Here is a 26,097-nt window from a genome sequence, read left to right as displayed (position 1 = left end):
GTTCGATCTTTAGCTGGTGTTCGGGCGGCCCGGCGTGAGGGGCGTCCGGGGCGTCGCCGGGCGCCGCGCCGCCCTACGGGTGCGCCCGGTTCCGCTCCCGCAGCACGCCGGCGATCCGCTCGCACCAGTCGCGGGTCTCCCGTTCGAAGCCGAGGCCGCGCAGGCAGGTCAGATAGGGGCCGAGCCGGGCGCCGCGGGCCAGGAACTCCGCCTCGTCCAGGCCGCCGCGCAGCCGCGCCAGCAGCTGGGTGAAGACCTCGGCCTTGGCGGCGGCGACCCGCGCCCGCTCCTCCAGCTGCTCGATCACCGGCGCGGCGTCGATCCGGTCCACGGCCTGCACCTTGACCAGCAGGTCGTCGCGGATGAAGGAGGGTTTGGACGCGGCCGCGGCGAACCGCTCCAGCTCGGCCAGGCCCTCGTCGGTCACCTGGAAGAGCCGCTTGTTGGGCCGGGTCTCCTGGATCACCTGGCGGCCGGAGATCAGCCCCGCCGCCTCCAGCCTGGCCAGCTCCGCGTAGAGCTGCTGCGGCAGCGCGTGCCAGAAGTTGGCGACGCCGGCGTCGAACGCCTTGGCCAGTTGATAGCCGCTGTACTCGCCGTCCAGCAGTGCCGCCAGCACCGCGTGCTTGAGCGCCATGCCCCTGACACCCCTTCCCATACTCAAGAATATGACTAATCATAGTCGCGACTAAGAGGGAGAGCGGGGCCGGGCCGCGGCCCGGCCGAGGCGAGGAGGACGTGGCATGGCGACGACGGCGGACCGCTTCCGGGCGGCGGTGGAGGCGGCGGATCTCGGTGCGGTGGAGGAACTGTTCACCGAGGACGTGCGCCTGTACAGCCCGGTGAAGTTCACGCCCTTCGAGGGGCGGCCGATGGTGCTCGGGCTCTTCGGGGTGCTGCTGCGCACGTTCGAGGACTTCCGTTACGTCGGCGAACTCGCGGGCAGCGCCCAGACGGCGGCGGGCCCGGAGGGCGGCGCCGCCGACTCGACGGTCCTGGTCTTCCGGGCCACCGTGAACGGCAGGCAGATCCACGGCATCGACCTGCTGCAGTTCGACGAGGCGGGCCGGATCAAGGAGTTCACGGTGATGGTGCGGCCGCAGTCCGCGGTGCAGGCCCTGGGAGAGGCGGTGCTGGCGGGGCTGGTCGAGGACGGGCTGGCGCCCCGGCCGTAGGGGCGCGCGACGGCCGGCCGACCGTCGGGGGCGGCGGTTGCCGCCCCGGGTCAGGCTTCCAGGAGCCGCTGGAGGGCCGGTGCGTAGAGGTCGGCGAGGCGTTCGGGCGGGGCCCCGGCGGCGGCGCCGTCGCGGTGGATGCTGAGGGTGGCGCCCAGGCCGATCAGCTGGGCGGCGACCAGCTCGGCCCGCAGGGCTGCGTCGGGGCCGGTGAGCAGGGCGGCGAGCCGGCCGGTGATCTGCTCCTGGAACCGGTCGCGCAGCAGCGAGCGTTCGTCGCTGATGCCCAGCGAGAAGACGACGCGCAGCAGCGGATCGCCCTGCTGGGCGCGCCGCCGGCCGACGAGGGTGCGCACCATGTGCCGGCCGAGTTCCGGCAGGGGGGCGCCGAACAGCGCGTCGGCCGCCGGGCCGAAGTCGGCCACGGCGGCGAAGAGCTGCTCCTTGCTGCCGAACCGCTTGACGATCAGCGAGGCGCTCACCCCCGCGTCGGCCGCGATGCCGCGCAGCGTGACCTCGGCGTACGGGCGCAGCGCGAAGGCCCGCCGGGCGGCGCGCAGGATCGCGGTGCGGCCGGTGCCGGGGTCGGCCGGGGCGACCGGGTCCCTCGCGGCATCGGGGGCCGGGCCCGGCCCCGTCGCGGCGTCGGGAGCGGGCTGCGGGTTCGTACCGGTGCCGGCCTCGGCCTGTGCGGTCATGCGTCCTCCTGGGTGAGCACCGTCCGTGCCCGGGGGGCCGGCCGGCGGTCCGGTCCGACCGTACCGGCCGCCGGTTCGGCGCGGCGGCCCGGCAGGCACAGGGTGACGGCGAGGGCCAGCAGCGCGGCGGCGCCCGCGATCAGGAAGACCAGCAGATACGCCTGCAGGGTCGGGGCGGTCCGGCCGCCCGCGCGGAAGGTGACATTGGTCAGCACGGCGGCGACCGTCGCGCTGCAGAACGCCTGCCCCACCGAACGCATCAGGGTGTTCAGGCCGTTGGCCGCCCCCGTCTCGCCGGCCGGCACCGCGCGCATCACCAGCGCGGGCAGCGCGGAGTAGCCGATCGCGGTGCCGGAGGCCACCACCGTCGCACCGGCGATGATCATCCAGAGCTGGTGGCCGGTGACGTACCGGACCCCGTACCCCACGGCCATCAGCCCGGCGGCCAGCGTCAGGGTGACCTTCGGCCCGTACTTCGCCGAGATCCGTGCGGACACCGGCGACAGCGCCACCATCGACAGCCCGCCCGGCAGCAGGCACAGCCCGCTGACCACGAGGGACGCCCCCAGCCCGTATCCGGTGCTGCGCGGCTCCTGCACCATTTGCGCGGTGGCCAGCGAGTTGGCGTAGAAGGCGAAGCCGATCAGCAGCGCGGCGAGGTTCGTCAGCAGCACCGCGGGCCGGGCCGAGACCCGCAGATCGACCATCGGCGACGCGCACCGCAGCTCGTAGCGCCCCCACACCAGGGCCGTCAGCACGGCCGCGGCCAGCAGCCCGAGGGTCGGCGCCGAGGTCCAGCCCCAGCCGGCGCCCTGGGTCACCGCGAGCAGCAGGCAGCTCAGGGCGACGGTCAGGCCGAGCGTGCCCAGGACGTCGAAGCGGCCGCGCGAGCGCAGCGGCGATTCCGGCACACAGCCGAGGACCAGCGCGATGTCCAGCAGGCCGAGGGCCGCCGAGACCCAGAACATGGTGTGCCAGTCGGAGTGCTCGATGACCAGGGCGGCGATCGGCAGCCCGACCGCGGCGCCGATGCCCAGGGTGGAGCTCATCAGCGCGACGGAGGACAGCACCCGGGCGGGCGGCAGCTCGTCGCGCATGATGCTGATGCCCAGCGGCACCACCGCGAGCGCCGCGCCCTGCAGGGCACGCCCCGCGATGAGCACTCCGATCTGCGCGCTGACGGCGCACAGCACGGACCCGAGCACCAGCACGCCGAGGGAGGCCAGCAGCACCCGGCGCTTGCCGTACATGTCGCCGACCCTGCCGAGGACGGGGGTGCAGATCGCGCCGGTGAGCAGGGTGACGGTGACCAGCCAGCTCGCGGCCGCCGGGGAGGCGCCGGTGAGGCGGGGGATGTGCGGCAGCAGCGGTACGACGAGGGTCTGCATGACGGCCACGACGACACCGCAGAAGGCGAGGACGCCGACGAGTGCGCGGGGGTGGACGGCGTCGGCGGGGCGGTCGGCCGCCACGGGCTCGGGCATCGCTGCGGGCATGGCTCTCCGTAGGGGCGCGGCGGAACGGCGGGGTGCACAGGCGTTCACCCCAGGGTAAACGCCTGTGCACCCCTGTCGGGGCCGTATGCCGCGGCGGGGAGGGCGAGGCCGGGGCCGGGGCCGGGGCCGGGCTGCGCCGCGGTCGGGCCGGCCCGGCCCCGCTCCGCCCGCCCCTAGACCCGCTCCACCCGCTCCACCTGCTCCACCGAGATCGCCGCGGCCGGGCAGATGGCCACCGCCTCATGGACCGCGTCATGGAGCCCGGCGGGCGGTTCGGCGTCGAGGAGGACGACGATGCCGTCCTCCTCGCGCTGGTCGAACACCTCCGGCGCGGAGAGCACACAGCTCCCGGCGCCGCAGCACTTCTCCTGGTCAACGTGTACGCGCATGGTTCTCCCCGGGACGGGACGCCCGGCCGCCGAGGGCCGGGCGCGGACGGACGGAATCGGGACAGCGGAACGGGCCGGAGGGGTTCCGGCGGCGGAAGGGGCCGGTCACCACGCGACCGGCAGGGCGTGCACCCCGTAGATCCCCATGTCGTGACGGAACGGGACGTCCTCGAAGGGGATGTCGAGCCGCAGGCCGGGCAGCCGGCGCAGCAGCGTCTCGACGGCGATCTGCAGTTCCACCCGGGCGAGCGGCTGGCCCAGGCACTGGTGGACGCCGAAGCCGAAGGCGACATGGCGGCGGGCGTCGCGCCCGACGTCGAGGGCGTCGCCGCCGGGGAAGACGTCCTCGTCGCGGTTGGCGGAGTTGAGGGTGCACAGCACGCCCTCGCCGGCGCGGATGGTGCGGCCGCCGAGGGTGACGTCCTCGGTGGCGACCCGCGGGAGACCGTTGTGGACGATCGTCAGGTAGCGCAGCAGCTCCTCGACCGCCCCCTTGATCAACGAGGGTTCGGCGCGCAGCCGCTCCAGCTGGGCGGGGTTGCGCAGCAGGGCGAGGGTGGACAGCGCGGTCATGTTGGCGGTGGTCTCGTGGCCCGCGATCAGCAACAGCCGCCCCATGGAGGAGACTTCCTCGTCGTCGAGCTCGCCGCGGGCGACCAGCCGGCTGACGATGCCGTCGTCCGGCTCGCGCCGCTTGGCCTCTGCGAGCCCGCACAGGTAGTGGTGCAGGTCGTCCTGGGCGGTGCGCACCTCCTCGGGCGTCGAGCGGAGGCTGAGCAGGAGCCGGCTGCGCTCCTGGAAGAACGCGTGGTCGTCGTAGGGGACGCCGAGCAGCAGACAGATCACCAGGGACGGCAGCGGCAGCGCGAATTCGGCCACCAGGTCCGCCGCGTCGCGCCCCGCGGTCATCCGGTCGAGCAGGTCGTCGGCGAGGCGCTGCACCTCGGGGCGCATCGCCTCCACCTTCTTCACCATGAAGTCGGCGGTGAGCATCCGGCGCAGCCGGGCGTGCTCGGGGTCGTCCTGGCGGATGAAGGTCGGTTTGGAGGTGGCGAGTACCCGCCCGCCGGCGGTGAGGAAGGGGAAGCCGGGGCGGGCCGCCTCGGCGCTGAACCGCGGGTCGCCGAGCACCGCCCGTACGTCCTCGTGGCGCGTCACCAGCCAGCAGGTGGAGCCGTCCCACAGGGTGGCCCGGGTGACCGGCTCCTCCCGGCGGGCCCGTTCGACGCCGGGGGCGGGATCGAAGGGGCAGCCGGCGGCCCGCGCGGCCGGGACGGCGAGGGGGGTGAGGTCGTCGGCCGGGCCGGTGCCGCGCTCCGCCTCGGTGCGTTCTGCAGTCGTCATACGGCTGGTCCTTCCACGATCGGGACACGGCACTGCCGTGGCGAACGGTGCGGGTGGCGCCTTTCCTCGACGAACTCTGCGCACGCGGCAACCCCTTCGGCGGCCGGCGTGACCAACGGGATCACGGGCACCGGGGGCCGGTTGCCGCAGCCGGCCGGTGGTACGGCCCGGAGCGAGCTAGTTACCTAACTTAAGCAACTAAGTGGACGCTAACGCACCGGGAACGGGGGAGGGAAGGGGTGATCACGAGGGACCCGAGGTTGGCTCAAACCGAGCGTGCGCACGCCCCCGGACCGGCGGGCGGGAGCCGGGATCCCGGCTCCCCCGCTGCCGCTAAAGTGCCTGCATGCCGGACCCCGCGAGAGACCAGGACCCCACCGCCGCACTGCAAAGAGTGCTGGCCACGCTGTCCTATCTGCTCACCCGATCCCGGGCGCACGAACGCCAGGCGGCCGAGGCGGGCGTCACCGCGGCACGCTCCGACCTCTGGCTGCTGATGGCGCTGGAGGACAGCGGGGGCGTCAGCAGGGTCGGCGATCTGGCCGCCCTGCTGATGGTCGAGCCGCCCCATGTCACCCGCCAGATCGGGCAGTTGGAGTCCCAGGACCTGGTCGAGCGGACCCCGGACACCCTCGACCGCCGCGCCCGGCAGGTGGCGATCACCCCGCACGGCAAGGCCGTCCTGGGCCGCCTCCAGCGCACCAGCCAGGCCGGACTCCACGACGCCCTCGCCGGCTTCGACGACGCCGACATCGCCACCACCGTCGCCGTGCTCAACCACCTGGTGGCGCACGCCCGCCGCAAGCACACCGCCGAGGAGCGGCCGCGGGGGCGCGGAATGTGAGCGGGGCGGGGCGCCCCGTGCGCCCCGCCCCGACCCGTCCCGTCCGGTGCCGCCGCTACTCGATCTCGACCCGGCCGCTGTGGCCCTGCCCGCCGGCGCCGGAGCCGCCGCCGTTCTTGGCGGCCGTGCCGTCCTGCCCCTCGGGGGCGCCGAGGTTGCGGCGGACCGAGTCGAGGATGGTCAGGCCCTGGCCGACCAGGCCCGCGGCGATCTCGCCCAGGCCGTCGGTGCCGTTGAGGACGTTGACGTTGGCGTTGGCCAGGCCCGCGGAGGCCTCCTTGACGATCTGCGGGAGCTGGTCGATCAGCATCCGGTCCAGCGCCACCCGGTCGTGCGACGCGGCGGCCTCGGCCTGGATCTTCATCCGCTCGGCCTCGGCCATGGCCAGCAGCCGGATGCGCTCGGCCTCCGCCTCGGCGGGCTTGACGACCTCGGCCACCAGCTCCTGCTGGCGCAGCTGGGCCGCCCGCTCGGCGAGTTCGGTCTGCGCGGCGAGCACCTCCTGCTGCGCATGGGCCTGGGCGAGCGGGCCCGCCTGGGCGGCGCGGGCCTGGGCCCGGTCCACCTCGGCGGAGTACTCGGCCTGGACCACGGCGGTCTGCCGGGAGTACTCGGCCTGGTTGCGCGCGGCCTCCTGCTGCGCCTCCACCGAGGCCTGGGTGGCCTGGGCCTGGGCGATCTGCGCCTGCCGCTGGATGGCCGCCTTGTGCGGGGCGGACATCGCCTCGATGTAGCCGGTCTCGCCGTCGTCGATCGACTGGATCTGCAGCGAGTCGACGATCAGGCCGATCTTCGCCATCTCGGTCTTGGAGGTCTCCAGGACCTCGGTGGCGAGCTTCTGCCGCTCGGTGACGATCTCCTCGACCGTCATCGAGCCGATGATGGACCGCAGATGACCGGCGAAGATCCGGCCGGTCAGCACCGACATCTGGTCCTGGTCGGACAGGAACCGCTGACCGGCGTTGACCACGCTCTCGGTGTCGTTGCCGACCTTGAAGGCGATGACGGCGCGCACCGTCAGCGCGATGCCCTGCCGGGTCACGCAGGTCTCGGCGACCTCCGCCTCGCACATCGCCAGCGTCAGAAAACGGACCTTGCGGAAGACCGGCAGCACGAACTTGCCGTGCCCGGTGACCACACGGAACGGCGCGCCCCCCTGTCCACGCCTGCCTCCCGAGATCAGCATGGCTTGATCGGGGGCAGGAACGCGGTAACCGAACATGCTTCGACTCCTCAACCGGCGTCGCCGGCATTGCCGGACAACGCGTCCAACGGATCGGCCCACTCCATGACGTCGACCTGACGACTGCCACGCGACTCGATCACGAGCACGGTCGCCCCTACCGGAAGGGGCTCGGCGGACCAGGCGAGGAAGGCCTCGCTACCGCCTCTGATCCGTACCAGGACCTCACCGGGACCGGCAGCCCCACGCGTGCCGATCAGCAGCACTCCCGTACAGCCGATCACGGCATCGTCCTGTGCCATCTGCGGCTGCCTCCCCCGTTACGTTCCTGGAAAATCGACCATAGCGCTCCCGAACCCGGCGGCCTATGGGGGGTTGGCGGCGAGTTGGGAACCGGACCGCGGCGGTCGATTTCCCGTGTGGAGAGCCGCGGACGCGGTGGGGCGTTCCCTGCCGCGGGCGCGGTGGGAGGGGACGTGCGTCAGGCGGCGCCGGCGGGGTCCGGCAGGCGGGGCAGCAGCGCCGAGATCGCGGCGGCCAGGGCGGTGTTGAGGAGCAGCGCGGCCGCGAACGCGTGCCCGTAGGCGCGAACGTCGTGGTGGGCCGCCCCGCCGAGCGCGCCGTAGTAGAGGATGCCGACGAGGGCCACCCCGAGCGCCCCGCCGATCTGCTGGCCGGTGGAGAGCACCCCCGAGGCCATGCCCACGTCCTGCGGGCCGACGGTGGCGAGCACCGCGCCGAGCAGCGGGGTGACCAGCAGACCGTTGCCCGCGCCCACCAGGAGCAGCGTCGGCACCAGCTCCCAGGCCGTCAACGAGGCCCCGGCGCCCAGGGCCAGTGCGATGCTGCCGAGGAAGCCCACGGCCCCGGTCAGGGCGCCGAGCCGCAGCACCCGGCGGCCGTACCGGGCGAGCCGGCCGGCGAGCAGGCTGGTGGCGAAGAAGGCGACGGCGAACGGCGTGTAGACGAGGCCGGCGCCGAGCGCGTCCAGCCCCAGCCCGTCCTGCAGCGTCAGCGACAGCACGAGGAACAGGGAGTTGATGCCCGCGTAGGTGAGGACGACCAGGCTCATCCCGACCGCGAAGGGCCGCTCGCCCAGCAGCCCCAGCCGGACGAGCGGGGCGCCGCCCGCGGCCGCCGCCCGCCGCTCCACCAGGCAGAACACCGCGAACGCCGGGACGCAGGCGGCCAGGCCGAGCCAGGTCCACAGCGGCCAGCCGTACGCGCGGCCCTCGACCAGCGGCACCACGAGCAGGAAGAGCGCCACGGTCAGCGCCGCCGCACCGGGCAGATCCAGCCGCCGGGCCCCCGCCGCCCGCGTCTCCGGCAGGAACCGCCCGGCGAGCAGCAGCGTCACCACACCGACGGGCACATTGACCCAGAACACCGGCCGCCACGAGGAGCCGAACAGGTCGGCGGAGATCAGTACGCCCCCGACCACCTGCCCGGACATCGTGGCCATGCCGATGACCGCCCCGAGCGCACCGAACGCCCTCGGGCGCCGGGCGGCCGGGACCAGCACCTGGATCACCGCGAACACCTGCGGGAACATCGCGGCCGCGCCGAGGCCCTGGACCAGCCGCGCGGCGATCAGAGAGCCGGCGCCGGGCGCCAGCGCACAGCCCACGGACGCCAGGGTGAACAGCGCCATCCCGGCCATGAACAGCCGCTTGCGGCCGTAGCGGTCACCGAGCCGGGCGCCGGTGATCAGGGCGAGCGCGTAGCTGAGCTGGTAGCCCGCCAGGACGAGCTGGACGTCGGCGGCGGAGGCGTGCAGATCGGCCTGGACGGCGGGGGCGGCGACCAGCACGATGAACGTGTCGAGCACCGCCATGAACGCCCCGACCAGCACGAGGGACAGGGCGCGCCACGGCCCTGTGGTGTCCGTCGGGCCGTCCTGCGCGGGGGCCGCCGCGGTGGCGTGCGAGGGTGGGGTCTGCGTCATGCGGTAAGGGTCGGTCGGCCCCGGCCGGACATACAGAGACCGATTATGCTGGTGTCCTCACCACCCCCAACGGCCCCTGGCCGCACCGCGATCCGTGCCGCGTCCGGATGCGCGCGGCGGTCATGGCGGCCGGCCCTCCGCGGCCCGCGGCGAACGGGAGCATCCATGGCCGACCTGCAACAGCGGCGGAGCCTCGCGGAGTTCCTGCGCGCGCGGCGCGAGCGCCTCACCCCCCGGGAGGCGGGCATCCTCCCGGGCCCGCGACGGCGCACCCCGGGGCTGCGGCGCGAAGAGGTCGCCCAGCTCTCCGGGGTCAGCGTGACCTGGTACACCTGGCTGGAGCAGGCGCGCGACATCACCGTCAGCCGCCAGGTCCTGCGGAGCCTGGCGCGGGCCCTGATGCTCAGTCCGGCCGAGCGCCGGCACCTGTTCGCGCTGGCCGGGGTGCCGCTGCCGGAGCGGGCGCCGGGCCGCGGTCCGGGCCCCGCCCTGCAGCGGCTGGTGGACGCGCTGGAGCCGCACCCCGCGTACCTCCTCGACGCCAACTGGGACCTGGTGGGCTGGAACCGCGCCGAGGCCGGGCTGATCGGCGACCCCGGGGAGCTGGAGCCCGCCGAACGCAACCTGCTGTGGATGGTGTTCACCGATCCGGCCATCCGCGCACTGCTGGTCGACTGGGAGGGACAGGCCCGGGATCTGGTCGGCCAGTTCCGGGCCGATGCCCGGCAGCGCCCCGGGGACGCCCGCTACGAGGAGCTCACCGGCGGGCTGCGGGAGCTGAGCGCGGAGTTCCGGACCTGGTGGGAGGCGCATGACATCGCGGAACTCGGCACCACCCGCCGGGAGTTCAGCCATCCCGGGGTGGGGCGGCTGACCTTCGACTACGTGAAGCTGGCGGCGCTGGACGCCCCCGGCATCAAGCTGTTCGCGTGCATGCCGGCCGACTCCGCGACGCGGGAGAAGCTGCCCGCGCTGGGTGAGTGGGCGGCGCGCACGGCGGACGGCAGCCCCGCGGCGCCCGCGGAGGCCGGAGCACCCCGGGCGTCCCGGGAAGCGGACGCCGCCGGTCCGGGCACCGGGTGGACCGGCCCATGAGCGGATGGCCGGCCACCGGGCGGGGGATCAGGGCTCGATGACGTCCGCGTGGGCGCTGGACGGCGACAGGATGGCCGACGGCGTGACCGCGCCGGCGAAGCTGACGTCATAGCCGTGGTTGAGCAGGATGAGCGTCAGCGTGAGCGTCTCGTTCACCCGCGCGACGCCCTGGGCGTCGGTGTTGGCGATGCCCAGGACGTTGCTGCCGGCCTTGAACAGGATCGGCTGGCCCGGCACCGGAAGGCCGGTGACCTGGTCGGTCAGCGTGGCCGTGAGGAACGGGAAGTACACGTGCGGCGGGAACAGCTTCGTCAGCGCCGGGGTCGCGGTCAGCGAGGTGGCGTGGACGGGGACGATGTAGGTGAAGCCGCCCACCACGGTGGTGCTCCCGCCGGGGGTGGTGACGGTGACGTCCGCGGGACCGGCCGCTCCGGGCGGAGTGGTCGCGGTGAGCTGCGTTCCGGTGGCGTTGACCGTCACGCCGGTCGCGGGGTTGCCGCCGATGTCGACGCTCGCCCCGGTCAGGTTGGTGCCGGTGATCGTCACCACCGTGCCGCCCGTGATGGGCCCCTGGTTGGGGGTGATGCTGCTGATCGTCGGGTCGAACTGGATGACGCTGACGCTGGCCCCGGCGATGTTGGTGACGTAGACCTTGTTGTTCGGCGCGACCACCAGGGCGATCGGCTGGCTGCCGACGGCGATCGGGGCGCCGATGGTGGTGTTGGTGGTGGTGTCGATCACCGACACGTTGTTCGACCCGCGGTTGGCCGTGTAGGCGTTGCCGTCGGGGCCGACCGTGATGCCCCACGGGTTGGTGCCGACGGGGATCGTGGTGAGGATCGTGTCCGCGGTGGTGTCGACCACGGACACGTTGTTCGCCCCGATGTTGGCGACGTAGGCGTTGCCGTTGGGGCCGATCGCCACGAAGTTCGGCTGGTTGAAGCCGGCGATCGTGGTGACGACCAGGTTGGTGGCGGTGTCGATCACCGTCACGTTGTTCGCGTTCCGGTTGGCGACGTACGCCTTGCCGTTGGGGGCGACCGCGATCCCGACCGGGCCGCTGCCGGTGGGGATGGCCGCGCCGACGACGGTGTTGGTGGTGGTGTCGATCTCCTGCACGCTGTTCGCCCCGAAGCGGCTGACGTAGACGTTGCCGCTGGGGACGACCGCCGCCGCGGCGGGGCCGCCGCTGAGGGGGATGGTGGCGATGACGGTGCTGGTGGCGGTGTCGATCACCGTCACGTTGTTCGAGATGTTGTTGGGGACGTAGGCGCTGCCGTTGGGGGCGACGGTCAGCCAGGCCGGCGTGGTGCCGGTGGGGATGGCGGCGCCGATGACGGTGTCCGTGGCGGTGTCGATGGTGAACACATTGCTCGACCCGGAGTTGGCGACGTAGAGGTCGCCGTTGGGGATGAACGCCAGCCCGACAGGGTTGGTGCCGACGGGGATCGACGTGACCGCCAGGAAGGTGTGCGGCGCCGCCGCGGACCGGCTCGCGGTCCCCTCGGCGGCCGGCCGTGCCTGGCCGGGGAGGGCGGCGGTGCCCAGCAGTTCCTGCTGCGGCGACAGAAGATTCGTGCTCATGTGGACCCCTTCTGCGGGGGCCGTCCAGAGATCCCGCTCCGGGGCGTCACAACTACAGACCCACAGGTCACAGCAACACCATGGGCTGCCCATCCCCGAGGAGGGATGGGCAGCCCATTGGTTCGGTGGGTCCATACGTTCCCGCTCCGCGCACGGGCGAAACGCGGCACCCGCCCCGCGGACCGGGCCCCGGACGGCCCCGGGCCTGCCCTCAGCGGAACGGCAGCGGGTGCCCCCGCTCCTCCTCCGGGCGGGGGCCGGTGATGCGCCGTTCGTCCCCGGTGATCGCGACATCGTGGATGCCGGCCTCCCGGCGCCGCATCAGCCCTTCCTCGTCGAACTCCCACAGTTCGTTGCCGTAGCTGCGCCACCACTGGCCGGTCGCGTCGTGGCACTCGTACTGGAAGCGCACCGCGATGCGGTTGCCGCTGTAGGACCACAGCTCCTTGCGCAGCGCGTAGTCCAGCTCCCGGGCCCACTTCCGGCGCAGGAACGCGACGATCTCCTCGCGGCCGGTGAGGAAGGTGTCGCGATTGCGCCAGACGGAGTCCTCGGTGTAGGCGAGGGCGACCCGTTCGGGGTCGCGGGTGTTCCAGGCGTCCTCGGCCGCCTGCACCTTCTGCCGTGCGCTGTGCTCGTCGAACGGGGGGAAAGGCGGGCGTGCGGCCATGGCGGGCTCCCTCTTCCACGATCGGAGAACGGTCGTTCTCGCTTGGTCGGCTAGTGTAGAGAACGACCGTTCTCCCGCAAGGCCCCGGAAGCGCCATGGACCTCGACGAAGCCCGCACGCGGATACTCGACGCCGCGGAGACGCTGTTCTACGAGCGCGGCATCCAGTCCGTCGGGATGGATGAACTCCGTGGCGCGGCGGGGGTGTCGCTCAAGCGGCTGTACCAGTGCTTCCCCGCGAAGCGGGATCTCGTCGAGGCGTATCTGCGGCGCCGGGACGGCCGTTGGCGCGCGGCGCTCGCGGAGTACGTCGACGCGCACACCGACGATCCCGCCGCCCGGCCGCTCGCGGTCTTCGACTGGCTGGGCGACTGGTTCGCGGAGCCGGGGTTCCGCGGCTGCGCCTTCGCGAATGCCTACGGGGAGCTGGGGGCGGCCTCGGACGGGGTCGGGCGGGTCGCGCGGGACCACAAGAGCGCGCTGCTGGCGTATGTGACCGGGCTGGTGCGGGCCGCGGGGGCGGATCAACCGGAACTGCTGGGGCGCCAGTTGGTGCTGCTGATCGACGGCGCGATCGCGGGGGCCGCGCTCCGGGGCGGGGCCGCCGCCCCGGAGGCCCGTGCGGCGGCCGCCGTCCTCATGGCGTCGCCGGCGGGCGGCGCGGCCGGGGCGGCGGAGTGCGGGCCGCCGGTCCGGGGGCCGGCGGCGCCAGGCGCCAACATGGCGTAATGGCACGCGAGTTCGAATAATCGACTAAGATCAACTACGTGATCGCGGTCCCCGCCACGCCCCATTCGTGGCGGGGCCGTCATGTCTTGTGCCGGCCCGCCGAGGAGAGGACTCCCCCCACCACATGACCCGTTCGAAGCTGCTCCGCGCGCTGACCGTCGCCGGGACGGTCGCACTGAGCGCCGTCGCCACCACCCCGGCCGCGCACGCCGCCGCGTCCTCCTGCACCCACGACTGGTCGGGGCCGCAGATCTGCATCTCCGCCGACGGACAGAACGGGACGGCCAACCCCGGCCACGTCACCGCGTCCTGGACCAACCCGCCCAAGAGCCGGAAGAGCGCGACCGTCTACCTCTACCAGCCGGACGGCTACTCCTACTCCTTCAAGGCGAAGCGGTCCGGCGGCAAGATCGTCGGCCACACCGCCCCGGGCATCCAGTCCTCCGGGAACCTCTGCGTGCGGTTCAAGGGCAGCTCGCACAAGGCGTGCATCGACATCCGCGACCGCAACGGCTCCTTCTAGGGGCGTCGTCCGGACGCGGAGCGGCCGCGGCTCGCACGAGCCGCGGCCGCTCCCCGCGCGCCGGACGGGAGCCGGGGTGTGCCGGGTCAGCCCAGCGCCCGCTCCAGGCTCCCCAGCGCCGCGTCCAGTTCCTCGCCGGTGATGGTCAGCGGCGGGGCGAGCCGGATCGTGGAGCCGTGGGTGTCCTTGACCAGGACGCCCTCCTTCAGCAGGCGTTCGCTGATCTCCCGGCCGGTGCCGAGCGCGGGGTCGATGTCGACGCCCGCCCACAGGCCGCGGGCGCGGAAGCCGGTCACGCCCTTGCCGGTCAGCGCGGCCAGGCCGCCGCGCAGCCGCTCGCCCAGCTCGGCGGCGCGGCGCTGGAACTCCCCGGTGGCCAGCAGCTCGACGACGGCCGAACCCACCGCGGCCGCCAGGGGGTTGCCGCCGAACGTCGAACCGTGCTGGCCCGGACCCAGGACACCGAGCACCTCGCGGCGGGCGACCACCGCGGAGACCGGCACGATGCCGCCGCCGAGCGCCTTGCCCAGGAGCAGCACGTCCGGCACGACGGACTCGTGCTCGACGGCCAGGGTGGTGCCGGTGCGGCCCAGCCCGGACTGGATCTCGTCGGCGATGAACAGGCACCCGGCCCGCCGGGTCAGGTCGCGTACCCCGGCGAGGTAGCCGTCGTCGGGGATGAGGACGCCCGCCTCGCCCTGGATGGGCTCGATCAGCACCGCGGCCGTCGTCTCGTCCACGGCCGCTTCGAGCGCGGCGAGGTCGTTGTAGGGGACGGTGCGGAAGCCGGGGGCGAAGGGGCCGAAGCCGGCGCGGGCGGTGTCGTCGTCGGAGAAGCCGACGATGGTCGTCGTCCGGCCGTGGAAGTTGCCGCCGGCCACCACGATCGTCGCCCGGTCCGCGGGGACGCCCTTGACGTCGTACGCCCACTTGCGCGCGACCTTGATGCCGCTCTCCACCGCCTCGGCGCCGGTGTTCATCGGCAGGACCATGTCCTGGCCGGTCAGCTCGGCCAGGCCCTCGGCGAAGCCGGCGAGGCGGTCGTTGTGGAAGGCGCGGGAGGTGAGGGTCAGCTGGTCGAGCTGGCGGTGCGCGGCCTCGATCAGGGCCGGGTGGCGATGGCCGAAGTTGAGTGCGGAGTAGCCGGCCAGCATGTCGAGGTAGCGGCGCCCCTCGACGTCCTCGACCCAGACGCCCTCGGCGCGCGCGACCACCACGGGCAGCGGGTGGTAGTTGTGCGCGAGGACCGGGCCCTCGGCCTGGATCAGCTCCGCGGACGAGCGGGGGGCGTGCACGCGGGCGGTACGGGCGGGAGCGGTCATGAGCGAATCTCCTGGGTGCAGCACTTGATGCCGCCGCCGGCCTTGTGGAACTCCGAGAGGTCGACGGGGACGGGGACATAGCCGTGCGCGGCGAGCCGGTCGATCAGGCCGGTGGCCTGCGGCGCGACGAAGACGTGGCGGCCGTCGGAGACGGAGTTGAGGCCGAAGGCCATGGCGTCGTCGCGGGTGGCGAGCAACGCCTCCGGGAACAGCCGCCGCAGCACCTCGCGGCTGCCGGTCGAGAACGCCCCGGGGTAGTACGCGATGTTCGCCTCGCCCGTCTCCGGCGTCTCCTCCAGGACGAACAGCGCGGTGTCCAGGTGGTAGAAGTACGGGTCCACCAACTGCAGGCCGATGGTCGGGACGCCGAAGAACTCCTGCACCTCGCGGTGCGCGGCCGGCGTGGTGCGAAAGCCGGTGCCCGCCAGGATGTAGCGGCCGGCCGGCACGAGGTCGCCCTCGCCCTCGCACAGCGACTCGGGCCGGTAGACGTCGTACCCGGCGGCCTTGAACCAGGTCTCGTACTCCGTGGACTCCGGCCGGCGCTGCGGCGCGTGGAAGGACGAGCCGAAGACCCGGCCGCCCACGACGAGCGCGGAGTTCGCCGCGAACACCATGTCGGGCAGCGTGGCCACCGGGGGCACGGTCTCGACCGTGTGGCCGTGGGCGCGGTAGGCGTCCATCAGCGTCGTCCACTGGCGCCCCGCGAGGGCGGTGTCCACCGGTGCGTCCGCGCTCATCCACGGATTGATCGCATAACGCACGTCGAAGTGTCTGGGCTCGCAGACCAGATAGCGCCGGGGGCGCGCGGTACGGCTCATCGGCGGAGGATCCCTTCGCTTCTCACGGGACGTACGGGGCGACCGGCTGTCACGGACGGTCACCCGTGGTCCTTCCACGGTAAGGAGCGACGGTTTTGGGCGACAAGCGGCGAATGCTGCTCAATGGCGCAGGAATGCTGCGTCGTGAGCACCACTCGCGCGGGATTCGTGCGTTCGAGGGCCCTCTCCGGCCCCTCAGGAGGCGGTGCCGCCGGGGGAGGGGCGGGCGCCCGTGGGGCGGCCGGCGTCCGAGGACTGGGTGGCGCCCGCCTCCGGGCTGTCCGGCAGGAGGTGGGAGAGCACCATGAAGCTGATCGTCTTGCGGATGAACGGCTCGGTCCTGATCCGTTCGAGCACCTCCTCGAAGTGCTCGACATCGGTCGCCCGGACGTGCAGCAGTGCGTCGGCGCCCCCGGTCACGGTCATCGCCGCGGCGATCTCCGGGTGGTTGCGCACCACCTCCGCCAGCCTCCGGGGCGGCGCCGCGCTGTCGCAGTACACCTCGACATACGCCTCGGTCAGCCAGCCCAGGGCGGCCGGCCGGACGGTCGCGGTGAACCCCGTGATCACGTTGTTCTCGCGCATCCGGTCCACCCGCCGCTTCACCGCGGTGGACGACAGCCCGACCGCGGCGCCGATCTCCGCGAAGCTCGCCCGGCCGTTGTCGATCAACGCCGCAACGATCTTGCGGTCGAGGTCGTCGAAGGGCGCGGCCTTGTGGGTCACTGGGCCTCCCGATGCTTCCCGGTCCATCCCGGTCCGTCGTGTCGCGGTCGCCTCACGGTAGCGAGGGCGGGCGGGTGGCGGAGAGGGGCCGACCGGGTGCGGCGCGGCCGGCCCGCGCGGCTCCGGACGGCAGGGCCTACGCCGGCCGGGGCGGCTCCACCCGGTGCAGGCCGGCCCGGCGGACGACCTCGGGGCCCAGCTCCGCGGCCCGGGAGACCAGCGCGGGGCCGTCCCAGTCCAGGGGCCGGCCGCACCACAGGCGGAGCCGGCCGCCCACGACGACCGCGGTGATCTGGTCGCGGTGCGCGAGGCGGACGAGTTCCCAGCGCAGGTCGTAGGAGGGCGTGAGCTCGGGGACATCGAGGTCCACGACGAGGAAGTCGGCGGCCTTGCCGACCGCGATCTCGCCGGTCACCGAGCCCAGGCCGACCGCGTCGGCGCTGTGCGCGGTGGCGTGCTCCAGCCACATCCGGCCGGCGCCGCACGAGGAGTCGCCCGCGGCGACGCTCTTCAACGAGCGTTCCACCGACGCCAGATGCTCGTTCACATGGATCTGCAGCACCGCGCCGGCCTCGGCACACAGGTCGGCGGTCCGCTTGATGACCTCGCCGGGCGCGTCCTCGGGGACGGCGATCGCCAGCGAGGGGTGGACCAGCGGATGGCCGTCCCACCGCCCCAGGTGCGCCTGCCCGTCCGCGCCGTGCGAGACGATCTCGGACAGGACGCAGCGCAGGCCGGCCTCCTCGGTGGCCCGCGCCACCACCCCGACGTCCACGGGGGCGCGGGTCCCGGCGTCGGCGACCGTCGTGAAGCCGCCGCGCAGGGCCTCCAGCGCGGCCAGCTTCGCCGAGACATAGGCGCTCTCCTCGTCCAGCGCGTGCTCCAGCGGCTCCCAGACGGTCTTGAAGATCTCCGACGGCCGGCCGAAGGACCGCGCCTTGCCGAAGCTCTGGGTCAGGTGGTGGTGCGCGTCCACGAAGCCGGGCATGAGCAGGTGGCCGTCCAGGCGCACCGGGTGGAGGTCGCGGTGCGCGGCGATGAGCTGCCGGGCCGGGCCGATCGCGCGGAACGTGCCGTCACGGACCAGGACGGCCCGGTCCCGTACCGGCCCGTCCGGCAACAGGAGCACCTCCGGGACGAGCAAGTGCGCGCCGCCGTGGAACTGTTCGGGCCGCACCGCGCCCTTGCCGTGCGGACCGCCGGCCGCGGCCGCCTCCCCGCCGCCCAGGCCCGCCGCGCCCAGGAGCCCGCCCGCACCGGTCAGGCCCATGCCGACCAGCAGACCCCGCCGGCGCACCGTGCCGCTTACCGGGGCCGGTTGCTCCGGGGACGGGTCCGGTTGCGGTTGCGGTTCCGGATTCAGCCCCGGACTCGGCTCCCGGTCCGGCCGTTCGCCCGGGGGGATGCCGTCGCCGCCGGTGCCCCGCTCCTGCCGCTGGTTCGCCAACCCGCTCGCCTGCTTCCCGTACGTCCGTGCTCCGTTATGGGTGTCCGTTCGCCGCCTGTCCCCGGGGTGGCCCGACCTTAGGGCCGCGCCAGAACTGGAACAAGGGTTCCGGCATGCGGGATTTGCTGCGGCTGCGGCCAAGGTGGCGGAAGTCCCGCGGAGAGCCGGCCCACTCCTGGTCACGGCATCCGGCAGGGGCCTACGAAGTGGCGTAACCTCGCCGGAATCCGGGCCGGAGCCGGGCGCGTGGGCCCACGGCCCCCGCCGGGACCCGCATGGGATCCTGGACTGTCATGGATCTGCCGGACGGACGGTGGACGGACGTGCGGCGATGACGAGGGTGCCCCGATGAGACTCTGCTTCCTGGTGGAGGAGCAGTACCGCCACGACGGCATGCCGCTGGACGTGATCCGCCAACTCGACGCCTGGGGACACCAGGTGGACGTGCGCTGGCCCGGCCGCTCGCTGATATCCCTGTCCGACGCGATACGGGCGGGCAGCCACGATGCCTGGGTCCTCAAGACCGTCTCCGGCGGTCCGGGCCTGACCCTGCTGGAGGCCGCGGCGACCGCCGGGCTGACCACGGTCAACGACGTCCGGGCGATCCGCGGGGTGCGCGACAAGGCGCTCGCCGCGGTGATCGCCCGCGGTGCGGGGCTGCCCGTCCCCGTCACGTATGCGGCGGCCCGGCCCGAGGAGTTCGCGGCGATACCCGAGGCGGAGTTCCCGATCGTGGTCAAGCCCGCGGACGGCAGCTCAGGGCGCGCCGTCCGGCTGGTGGCGACCCCGGACCGGCTGCGGGACCCCGCCGGGCCGGCCGGCGCCGGGGCCCCGGGAGCGCCGGACGGCGGGCTGCTCATCGCCCAGCCCTATGTGCCCAACTCCGGTACGGACCTGAAGGTGTACAGCGTCGCCGGTGAGCTGTACGCGACCGAGCGGTGCTCGCCGCTGCACCCCGCGCACGCCGTACGCGAACGCCAGGTGCCGCTCACCCCCGAGATCGCCCGGATCGCCGCCGACATCGGCACCGTCTTCGGCCTCGACCTCTACGGGGTCGACATCCTGCTCGGCCCCGACGGCCCGGTGGCGGTCGACATCAACGACTTCCCGAGCTTCCGTCAGGTGCCGGACGCCGTGGCCCGGGTGTCCGCCGCCATCGTGGACCTCGCCCGTAACGGGGCGTCGGGCGCGGGGGCGGGGGCGGCGGCCGACCCGGCGACAGGGGCTCGGCCGGCGGCCGGGCAGCCGGCGGCGATCCCCGGGGCGGCCGCGACCGCTGCCCCCACGGCAGCCTCCTCCGCACCCCCGTTCACCGCCCCTCCCGCCCCGCCGGCGCCTCCCGCCCCGCGCGCCGGCCGGCCCGCCGCCTCGATAGGCGGGGGCCGATGAGGATCGGGCTGGTCACCGCGGACCCCGGGCATCCGCTGCTGGCCCGGGTCACCGAGCTGCTGATGCCGGCGCACCGGGTCGAGTGGCTCGACCCGGGCGGCGAGCTGCCGGACCCCGGCGCCTCCCCGCTCGCCGACGTCTACCTCCTCAAGGCGCGCACGCCCCGGGCGCTGGCGCTGGCCGCACGCCTGGAGGAGCACGGCGCCCCGGTGCTCAACTCCGCGGCGGCGACCGCGCGGTGCCAGGACCGCGTCGAGATGGCCGAGGTGGCCCGCGCGGCGGGGCTGCCGTTCGCCGCCACCACCGCGGTGGACACGCTCGGCCGGCTGGCCGCGGCCGGGGAGCCGGCCGCCCCGCTGGTGATCAAGAGCCGGTTCAGCCGCCGCCATGACCTGGTGGCCCGCGCCGACAGCGCCGCCCGCCTGCGCGAACTGGCCGCCGACTGGCCCGACGAGCCGGTGGTGGCCCAGGAGTTCACCGCGAACAGCGGGTGGGACCACAAGCTGTGGGTGGTCGACGGGCGGCTCTTCGCCGGGCTGCGCCGCTCGGAGCTGGCCCCGGACGGCCGCGGGCCGACGCTGCCGCTGCCGGTCGGTGAGCTGCCCGCGAGCTGGACCGGCGCCGCGCTCCGGGCCGGCGAGGTCTTCGGCCTGGACGTCTACGGCGTGGACGTCCTCGACGCCGGCGGCGGCGCGCCGCTGATCGTGGACATCAACGCCTTCCCCGGCATCCGCGGCCAGGCCGGCGCCCCGGAGGCCCTCGCGGAACTCGCCCTGCGTACGGGGGAGCGCGGCCGGACGACCGCCCCGGGGGAAGAGCCCACGGCCGACCCGGGGGTTGGTCGGACTGACACCCCGGAGGAGCGCCCGACCGCGACCGCGACCGCGACCGCGGGCGAGCGAACGACGACCACCCCGGGCGAAAGAAAGCTGCCAGAAGTCAGCCGCAAATAGGCCCTGTTCGAAGCGGTCCGGACCGAAGGGGCGCGGAGGCGGAAGCTCGTCCTCCACAAGGTCTAAGCCGCCGACCGCCGGGGTAGCGCTGCCCCCGTCCAGGGGGGCGTGGATCGGCACGTCCTCCTTCCGCAGCAGGGGAAGAGGCCGGCACCGGTGACGCAGCAGCCATTCGAATTGCCCACCTTCTACACGCCCCATCCGGCGCGGCTGAACCCGCACCTGGAGGCGGCCCGTACGCACTCCACGGCATGGGCGCGCCGGATGGGAATGCTGGAGGGCTCGGGCATCTGGGAGGAGAAGGACCTCGCGGCGCACGACTACGCCCTGCTGTGCGCCTACACCCATCCGGACTGCGACGCGGACGCGCTCTCACTGGTGACCGACTGGTACGTCTGGGTCTTCTTCTTCGACGACCACTTCCTGGAGAAGTTCAAGCGGACGCTCGACCGCAAGGGCGGCAAGGCGTACCTCGACCGGCTGCCCGCCTTCATGCCGATGGACCCCGCCGCGCCCGTCCCCGAGCCGGCCAACCCCGTCGAGGCGGGGCTCGCAGACCTGTGGGCCCGCACGGTGCCGCACATGTCGGCCGACTGGCGGAGGCGGTTCGCCGAGAGCACCGAGCACCTGCTCAACGAGTCGCTGTGGGAACTGTCCAACATCAACATCCACCGGGTGCCCAACCCCGTCGAGTACATCGAGATGCGCCGCAAGGTCGGCGGCGCGCCCTGGTCGGCGGGCCTGGTGGAGTACGCGGCCGGCGCGGAGGTGCCCGCGGCCGTCGCAGGCTCCCGCCCGCTGCGGGTCCTGCGGGACACCTTCTCCGACGCGGTGCACCTGCGCAACGACCTGTTCTCCTACCAGCGGGAGACGGAGGAGGAGGGCGAGCTGAGCAACGGCGTGCTGGTGCTGGAGACCTTCCTGGACTGCCCCACCCAGGAGGCCGCCGACGCCGTCAACGACCTGATCACCTCCCGGCTGCAGCAGTTCGAGAACACCGTGGTCACCGAACTCCCCGCGCTCTTCCTGGACAAGGGCCTGGACCCGAAGTCCTGCGCGGACGTGCTGGCGTACGCCAAGGGGCTCCAGGACTGGCAGTCCGGCGGCCATGAATGGCACCTGCGCTCCAGCCGCTACATGAACGGCGGCGGGTCCGCGGCCGGCGGCGCGCAGCCCTGGTCGCCCTTCGCCGCCGGCGGACTCGGCACCTCGGCCGCGGACCTGAGGACCGCGCTGACCACGGCCGGCGCGCTCCGCCTGCGCGGCGCCACCCATGTGCCGCACCAGAAGGTCGGCCCCTCCCGCATCCCCGACCTCTCCCTGCCGTTCCCCACCACCCTCAGCCCGCATCTGGAAGGCGCCCGCCACCGGGTCGTCGCCTGGGCGCGCCGGATGGGCTTCTTCGGCCCGCAGCCCGGCGTGCCGCTCTCCGACGTCTGGGACGAGCCCGCGATGGTCCGCTACGACCTGGCGCTGTGCGCGGCCGGCCTCCACCCGGACGCCACCGCGGAGCAACTGGACCTGGAGGCCGCCTGGCTGGCCTGGGGCACCTACGCCGACGACTACTACCCCCAGGTCTTCGGCCGGACCCGCGACCTCGCCGCGGCCAAGGCGTGCACCGCGCGGCTGTCGGCCTGTATGCCCCTCGACCTCGCGGCCGCCGTGCCGGAGCCGGTCAACGCGATGGAACGCGGCCTGGCCGACCTGTGGGCGCGGACCGTGGGACCGATGACCCCCGAGGCGCGCGGGGCGTTCCGCGAGGCCGTCGACACCATGACGGCCGGCTGGCTCTGGGAGCTCGACAACCAGGCCCTGAACCGCATCCCCGACCCGGTCGACTACATCGAGATGCGCCGCGCGACCTTCGGCTCCGACCTCACCATGAGCCTGAGCCGCCTCGACCACGGCCGGCGGATCCCGCCGGAGGTGTACCGCACCGGAACCCTGCGCGCCCTGCAGAACGCCGCGGCCGACTACGCCTGCCTGCTGAACGACGTCTTCTCCTACCAGAAGGAGATCGAGTACGAGGGCGAGGTCCACAACGGCATCCTGGTCGTCCAGAACTTCTTCGACTGCGACTACCCGACCGCGCTGCACATCGTCCATGACCTCATGACCTCGCGCCTGGAGGAGTTCCAGCACGTCGCCGCCCACGAACTCCCGGTCGTCTGCGACGACTTCGAGCTGGGGCCGGAGGCCCGCGAGGCGCTCGACGACCATGTCCGCGAGCTGCGGAACTGGCTCGCCGGCATCCTCACCTGGCACCGCGACTGCCTGCGCTACACCGAGCCCGAACTGCGTCACCCGGCCGGCTCCCCGGGGTGGCCGGGCACGCCGACCGGACTGGGGACGTCGGCGGCGCATCTCTTCCGGTCGTCGGTCGCGGTCGCGGGGACGGGTACGGGGGCGGGCTGAGCGCGGGTACGGGACGGGGGCCGGGGCGGGCCGGGCGGGCCGGACCGCCGCTCCGTCGGCTGGGCGGCGTCCGGGCCCCGGAAAGAGGCTGACGTGCCGCCACCACCGCGCCACCGGAACGGTACTGACCGCCCGTCGGTGTCCGGTCGCCCCGCCTTCCCGCTGCCCCGCCTTCCCGCCGCCCCGCCGTCCCCCGAACAGCGGTCTCGGACCCCGCAGAGCCTCCTGCGGGGTCCTGCTGGCTGGTGAATATCCCGTCTGGTGTGAATAGTCCGATATGTCGCCGGGAACCCCACATGGCGAAATCCCGCACGGGGTGTGACCGAGGGCTGGACCGCCGCCCATGCTGACGAGGAGTTCCGACTGTGCGACGCATGATCGCTTTGCTGGGCACCGTGGCCATCACCGGGGCGTCCGCCGCGTTCGGGCCGACCGACGCGGAGGCCGTCTCCGGCGTGATCACGTACCACATCCGGCAGGGCAACCGGATGTACCGGATCGAGGACCCCGGCGACGACCACTGCTACGGCGTGGGCGAGGGGTACGGCGAGGTGGACAACGACACCCCCACCGACCTCGTCCTCTACAACGGCCGCGACTGCACCGGCTCGGTGGTGACCACCGTGCGCGCCGGCTCCCGGGGCAACGCACGCTTCGGAAGCCTGCGCCTGAGCGCGAACGGCCCCCGCTACCCCCAGCCGGACGACCGCGACGAGCCGGCACTCTCGAACAACCCGGACGACCGCGACGGGCCCGCGCGCTCGGACGACCGGGACGACCGCTACGACGGGGACGACCCGGCGCGTTCGGACAACCGCGATGACCGTTACGACGGGGACGACCCGGCGCGTTCGGACAACCGTGATGACCGGTACGGGGACGACCCGGGGCGTTCGGACGACCGTGATGACAGGTACGGGGACGACCCGGGGCGTTCGGACGACCGTGATGACAGGTACGGGGACGACCCCGGGCGCTCGGACGACCGGGACGACCAGGGCGACCGCGGCGACCAGGCAGGCTCGGACAACCAGGAGGAGCCGGAGGGCCGGGAGTTCCCGGACGGTCCCGGTAACTCGGACAGCGTCGATCAGCCGTCGAATGCGGAGCGGCCGGCTCACTCCGACCGGCTGACGAAGTCCGAGCGGCCCCAGGGGCCGGAGCGCCTGTCGAAGCCGGAGCGCCCCGCGGACCCGGTGAACGCGGCGGACCCGGTGAACGCGCCGGGCGCGGCGTACGGGGCGCATCCGGTGCACACCGTTCGCCCGGTGAGCCCCATGAAGACCGCGCATCCGAGGCGTCCGGTGCACTCCGCGCACTCCGCGCACGCGGCCCACCCGGTGAAAACCGCGCATCGGAAGCACCCGGGGCACCCGGCGAGCCGCCTGAACACCGGGCATCCGACGTACCCGGCGTACCGCCTGAACCTCGCGGACCGGCTGCGTCCCGGGAGCCCGGGCAGCCCCCTGCGCCTGGGAGCCGGCGGCTGAGGTTTCCCCTCGGGCGCATCACCGCGCCGCAGCGCATGCCCGCGAGCCGGGCGGCGGGCGGCCGGTGATGCGCCCGACGGCGTTTGTGGCCGGCTCTCAGCGCGGCGGCATCAGCCCGGAGAGCGTCGCCTCCACGAGGCCGCGGGCGTACGACGCGTCCATCGGGCCCGGCCGGAAGACCAGCCGGTAGATCATGGGGGCGACGATGTGGTCCATCACGATGTCGGCGTCCGGCACCTGCTCGCCGCGGTCGGCGGCGCGGGCGAGGATGACGTCCACCTGCTCGGCGGCGTAGGCCGAGCACTGGCCCGCATGGCTGCCGTCCGGATCGCCGGCCAGTGCGTCGCGGAGGTAGGCCCGCCCCGGGGGCGAGGCCATCTCCTCCAGGAACTGTTCCGCCCAGGTCTCCAGGTCCGTGCGCAGCGCGCCGTGGTCGGCGGGCGGCGCCTCCGGGCGGAGGCGTTCGACGGCCACGTCGGACAGCAGCTCCTGGAGGTCTCCCCACCGGCGGTAGATGGTCGACGGCGTGACGCCGGCGCGCGCGGCCACCAGGGGCACCGTCAGCGCCGCACGGCCCTGCTCCGCTTCGAGTGCGCGCACGGCTGCGTGCACCGATTCCTGGACGCGGGCACTACGCCCCCCGGGGCGGGTCATCTGCCTGGGGCTCATGGCTCCACTTTAAGGGCTCCTGACGGGTGACGCAGCCATAAACGCGAACTGTTTGCGTTAGTGCGCGAGTCAGGTTACTGTGGCGTAACGCAATTATTTTGCTTTTGGCTCGTGGGAGGACAGCTCATGCATGCCGTCAGTGACGCGGCCCCCGCTTGGGCGGTCGGCGACATCACCGTCCGCCGGATCGACGAGGTGGCGCTCCCCACGCAGACCGGCCGATGGCTGCTGCCCGACGCGACCTCGGACGTGGTGGCCCAATCCCCGTGGCTGCGGCCGGACTTCGCCGACCCCGCGGGCGCCCTCCGCCTGGTCACGCACAGCTTCGCGCTGGAGGCGGGGGGTCTGCGCATCGTCGTCGACACCGGAATCGGCAACGACAAGCCCCGGGAGAACCCCGCCTGGGACCACATGAACAGCGACTACCTCCAGCGCCTGACGGCGGCCGGCTTCGCCCCCGAGACGGTGGACCTGGTCCTCCTCACTCACCTGCACACCGACCACGTCGGCTGGAACACCCGCTCCGACCAGGGCGAATGGATCCCCACCTTCCCCCGTGCCCGCTATCTGACGGCCCGCGCGGAGTGGGACCACTGGGCCGGCGTGGAGCTGGACGCGGCCCGCCGCCAGATGTTCCGGGACTCCGTCCACCCGGTCCGCGACGCCGGTCTGCTCGACCTGGTCGACGTGCCCGCCGAGGGCGCCACGGTCGCCCCCGGCGTCCGTCTGCTGCCCACCCCGGGGCATACGCCGGGCCAGATCGCCGTGGAGCTGCGCAGCGCCGGGCAGGCGGCCCTGATCACCGGCGACTGCGTCCATCACCCGGTCCAGCTCTCCCACCCCGCCATATCCAGCTGTGTGGACGCCGACCCCGCGCAGGCCGCACGCACCCGCCGCGCCCTGCTCGCCGCGCTCGCCGGCACCGACACCCTGCTGCTCGGCAGCCACTTCCCGCCCCCCACCGCGGGCCGGGTCGTCACCGACGGCGACGCCTACCGCCTCGCGACCGTCGCCCCGGACCGCCCGTGACCCGGTGGGGCGCGGGGACCGGTGGGTCGTGGGCCCCGCCGACGCCGGGCGTCAACTCGGGCCGCACGCCTGCGACGTGCTGTCTGCCGGCGACCTGACGGCGGGGGCGGCGTGACCGCTGGGCGGTAAACGCGGCGGAGAGTCACCACCTGCCACTCTCCG

At 73.7% G+C, this 26,097-nt stretch carries 25 protein-coding genes; 10 read left to right on the top strand and 15 right to left on the bottom strand.

The genetic code is table 11. The annotated features are described in order from the left end of the window. Positions 1–73: 73 nt before the first annotated feature. Positions 74–637: a PadR family transcriptional regulator gene (locus K7396_RS16985; protein ID WP_086721494.1), complete on the bottom strand. Its 564-nt coding sequence runs from the start codon at positions 635–637 to the stop codon at positions 74–76. Positions 638–743: 106 nt separating this feature from the next. Here K7396_RS16985 and K7396_RS16980 point away from each other — a divergent pair, with 106 nt between their 5' ends. Beyond that, the gene (locus tag K7396_RS16980) at positions 744–1,175 is read left to right on the top strand and encodes a nuclear transport factor 2 family protein (RefSeq protein WP_086721493.1); all 432 of its coding nucleotides are present in this window, start codon (positions 744–746) and stop codon (positions 1,173–1,175) included. 50 nt (positions 1,176–1,225) lie between these two features. On the opposite strand, the gene K7396_RS16975 is transcribed toward K7396_RS16980, so the two are convergent. The 4 genes from K7396_RS16975 to K7396_RS16960 all read right to left on the bottom strand — a co-directional run bounded on the left by K7396_RS16975 (position 1,226) and on the right by K7396_RS16960 (position 5,102). Then, positions 1,226–1,873: a TetR/AcrR family transcriptional regulator gene (locus K7396_RS16975; RefSeq protein WP_086721492.1), complete on the bottom strand. Its 648-nt coding sequence runs from the start codon at positions 1,871–1,873 to the stop codon at positions 1,226–1,228. Beyond that, complete coding sequence (locus tag K7396_RS16970; protein WP_223660040.1) at positions 1,870–3,369, bottom strand: MFS transporter; 1,500 nt, start codon at positions 3,367–3,369, stop codon at positions 1,870–1,872. The genes K7396_RS16975 and K7396_RS16970 overlap by 4 nt, the downstream gene beginning before the upstream one ends. 173 nt (positions 3,370–3,542) lie before the next feature. Continuing rightward, the gene (locus tag K7396_RS16965; RefSeq protein WP_086716649.1) at positions 3,543–3,758 is read right to left on the bottom strand and encodes a ferredoxin; all 216 of its coding nucleotides are present in this window, start codon (positions 3,756–3,758) and stop codon (positions 3,543–3,545) included. A 105-nt stretch (positions 3,759–3,863) separates the two neighbouring features. Continuing rightward, the gene (locus K7396_RS16960; RefSeq protein WP_086716650.1) at positions 3,864–5,102 is read right to left on the bottom strand and encodes a cytochrome P450; all 1,239 of its coding nucleotides are present in this window, start codon (positions 5,100–5,102) and stop codon (positions 3,864–3,866) included. A 346-nt stretch (positions 5,103–5,448) separates the two neighbouring features. Between K7396_RS16960 and K7396_RS16955 the strand changes: the two genes are divergently transcribed. Next, positions 5,449–5,946 carry a MarR family winged helix-turn-helix transcriptional regulator gene (locus K7396_RS16955; RefSeq protein WP_086716651.1) on the top strand — a complete coding sequence of 166 codons (498 nt, stop codon included), beginning with the start codon at positions 5,449–5,451 and terminating at the stop codon, positions 5,944–5,946. Between the two features lie 55 nt (positions 5,947–6,001). Here K7396_RS16955 and K7396_RS16950 read toward each other — a convergent pair whose 3' ends face one another. The 3 genes from K7396_RS16950 to K7396_RS16940 form a co-directional block, all read right to left on the bottom strand. After that, entirely contained in the window at positions 6,002–7,168 is a 1,167-nt protein-coding gene (locus K7396_RS16950; protein WP_086716652.1) for an SPFH domain-containing protein, read from the bottom strand. A gap of 11 nt (positions 7,169–7,179) precedes the next feature. Beyond that, positions 7,180–7,431 carry a hypothetical protein gene (locus K7396_RS16945; protein WP_086716653.1) on the bottom strand — a complete coding sequence of 84 codons (252 nt, stop codon included), beginning with the start codon at positions 7,429–7,431 and terminating at the stop codon, positions 7,180–7,182. 179 nt (positions 7,432–7,610) lie between these two features. Further along, the gene (locus K7396_RS16940) at positions 7,611–9,074 is read right to left on the bottom strand and encodes an MFS transporter (protein ID WP_086716654.1); all 1,464 of its coding nucleotides are present in this window, start codon (positions 9,072–9,074) and stop codon (positions 7,611–7,613) included. Between the two features lie 165 nt (positions 9,075–9,239). Here K7396_RS16940 and K7396_RS16935 point away from each other — a divergent pair, with 165 nt between their 5' ends. Further along, the gene (locus K7396_RS16935; protein ID WP_086716655.1) at positions 9,240–10,169 is read left to right on the top strand and encodes a helix-turn-helix transcriptional regulator; all 930 of its coding nucleotides are present in this window, start codon (positions 9,240–9,242) and stop codon (positions 10,167–10,169) included. A 27-nt stretch (positions 10,170–10,196) separates the two neighbouring features. Here the strand turns inward: K7396_RS16935 and K7396_RS16930 are convergent, their stop codons facing one another. Both K7396_RS16930 and K7396_RS16920 read right to left on the bottom strand, forming a co-directional pair. Next, a complete protein-coding gene (locus K7396_RS16930; protein WP_086716656.1) occupies positions 10,197–11,753 on the bottom strand; it encodes a virginiamycin B lyase family protein in 1,557 nt (518 codons plus the stop codon). Positions 11,754–11,964: 211 nt separating this feature from the next. Then, positions 11,965–12,423: a nuclear transport factor 2 family protein gene (locus K7396_RS16920; protein ID WP_086716657.1), complete on the bottom strand. Its 459-nt coding sequence runs from the start codon at positions 12,421–12,423 to the stop codon at positions 11,965–11,967. Positions 12,424–12,518: 95 nt separating this feature from the next. Between K7396_RS16920 and K7396_RS16915 the strand changes: the two genes are divergently transcribed. Then, on the top strand, positions 12,519–13,151 hold the full coding sequence (locus K7396_RS16915) for a TetR/AcrR family transcriptional regulator (protein ID WP_086716658.1): 633 nt from the start codon (positions 12,519–12,521) through the stop codon (positions 13,149–13,151). 124 nt (positions 13,152–13,275) lie between these two features. Continuing rightward, positions 13,276–13,674 carry a hypothetical protein gene (locus tag K7396_RS16910; protein WP_086716659.1) on the top strand — a complete coding sequence of 133 codons (399 nt, stop codon included), beginning with the start codon at positions 13,276–13,278 and terminating at the stop codon, positions 13,672–13,674. A gap of 86 nt (positions 13,675–13,760) precedes the next feature. Here the strand turns inward: K7396_RS16910 and rocD are convergent, their stop codons facing one another. The 4 genes from rocD to K7396_RS16890 all read right to left on the bottom strand — a co-directional run bounded on the left by rocD (position 13,761) and on the right by K7396_RS16890 (position 17,813). After that, complete coding sequence (rocD, locus tag K7396_RS16905) at positions 13,761–14,996, bottom strand: ornithine--oxo-acid transaminase (protein ID WP_086716660.1); 1,236 nt, start codon at positions 14,994–14,996, stop codon at positions 13,761–13,763. Beyond that, positions 14,993–15,817 carry a dimethylargininase gene (ddaH, locus tag K7396_RS16900; RefSeq protein WP_086716661.1) on the bottom strand — a complete coding sequence of 275 codons (825 nt, stop codon included), beginning with the start codon at positions 15,815–15,817 and terminating at the stop codon, positions 14,993–14,995. Before ddaH ends, rocD begins: the two co-directional genes overlap by 4 nt. A gap of 195 nt (positions 15,818–16,012) precedes the next feature. After that, complete coding sequence (locus K7396_RS16895; RefSeq protein ID WP_086716662.1) at positions 16,013–16,543, bottom strand: Lrp/AsnC family transcriptional regulator; 531 nt, start codon at positions 16,541–16,543, stop codon at positions 16,013–16,015. 136 nt (positions 16,544–16,679) lie between these two features. After that, positions 16,680–17,813, bottom strand: a complete 1,134-nt coding sequence (locus K7396_RS16890; protein WP_086716664.1) for an amidohydrolase family protein — start codon at positions 17,811–17,813, stop codon at positions 16,680–16,682. Positions 17,814–18,338: 525 nt separating this feature from the next. Here K7396_RS16890 and K7396_RS16885 point away from each other — a divergent pair. From K7396_RS16885 to K7396_RS16870, 4 genes are all read left to right on the top strand, one after another. Continuing rightward, positions 18,339–19,379, top strand: a complete 1,041-nt coding sequence (locus K7396_RS16885; protein WP_152104625.1) for an ATP-grasp domain-containing protein — start codon at positions 18,339–18,341, stop codon at positions 19,377–19,379. Continuing rightward, positions 19,376–20,332, top strand: a complete 957-nt coding sequence (locus tag K7396_RS16880) for an ATP-grasp domain-containing protein (RefSeq protein ID WP_152104626.1) — start codon at positions 19,376–19,378, stop codon at positions 20,330–20,332. The genes K7396_RS16885 and K7396_RS16880 overlap by 4 nt, the downstream gene beginning before the upstream one ends. A 156-nt stretch (positions 20,333–20,488) precedes the next feature. Beyond that, positions 20,489–22,747: a family 2 encapsulin nanocompartment cargo protein terpene cyclase gene (locus K7396_RS16875; RefSeq protein WP_152104627.1), complete on the top strand. Its 2,259-nt coding sequence runs from the start codon at positions 20,489–20,491 to the stop codon at positions 22,745–22,747. A gap of 374 nt (positions 22,748–23,121) precedes the next feature. Further along, positions 23,122–24,237 (top strand): hypothetical protein, encoded by a 1,116-nt coding sequence (locus K7396_RS16870; protein ID WP_152104628.1) that lies wholly within the window; start codon positions 23,122–23,124, stop codon positions 24,235–24,237. Positions 24,238–24,333: 96 nt separating this feature from the next. On the opposite strand, the gene K7396_RS16865 is transcribed toward K7396_RS16870, so the two are convergent. After that, positions 24,334–24,906 carry a TetR/AcrR family transcriptional regulator gene (locus K7396_RS16865; RefSeq protein ID WP_223660037.1) on the bottom strand — a complete coding sequence of 191 codons (573 nt, stop codon included), beginning with the start codon at positions 24,904–24,906 and terminating at the stop codon, positions 24,334–24,336. A 126-nt stretch (positions 24,907–25,032) separates the two neighbouring features. On the opposite strand from K7396_RS16865, the gene K7396_RS16860 reads away from it, so the two are divergent. Continuing rightward, positions 25,033–25,935, top strand: a complete 903-nt coding sequence (locus K7396_RS16860) for an MBL fold metallo-hydrolase (protein ID WP_086720624.1) — start codon at positions 25,033–25,035, stop codon at positions 25,933–25,935. The last annotated feature ends 162 nt before the right edge of the window (positions 25,936–26,097 follow it).

Origin of the sequence: Streptomyces angustmyceticus (genome assembly GCF_019933235.1) — a bacterium.
Taxonomy (GTDB): Bacteria; Actinomycetota; Actinomycetes; order Streptomycetales; family Streptomycetaceae; genus Streptomyces; species Streptomyces angustmyceticus.
Note: the sequence above shows the minus strand (reverse complement) of the source record. Positions and strands in the feature narration are given on the sequence as shown.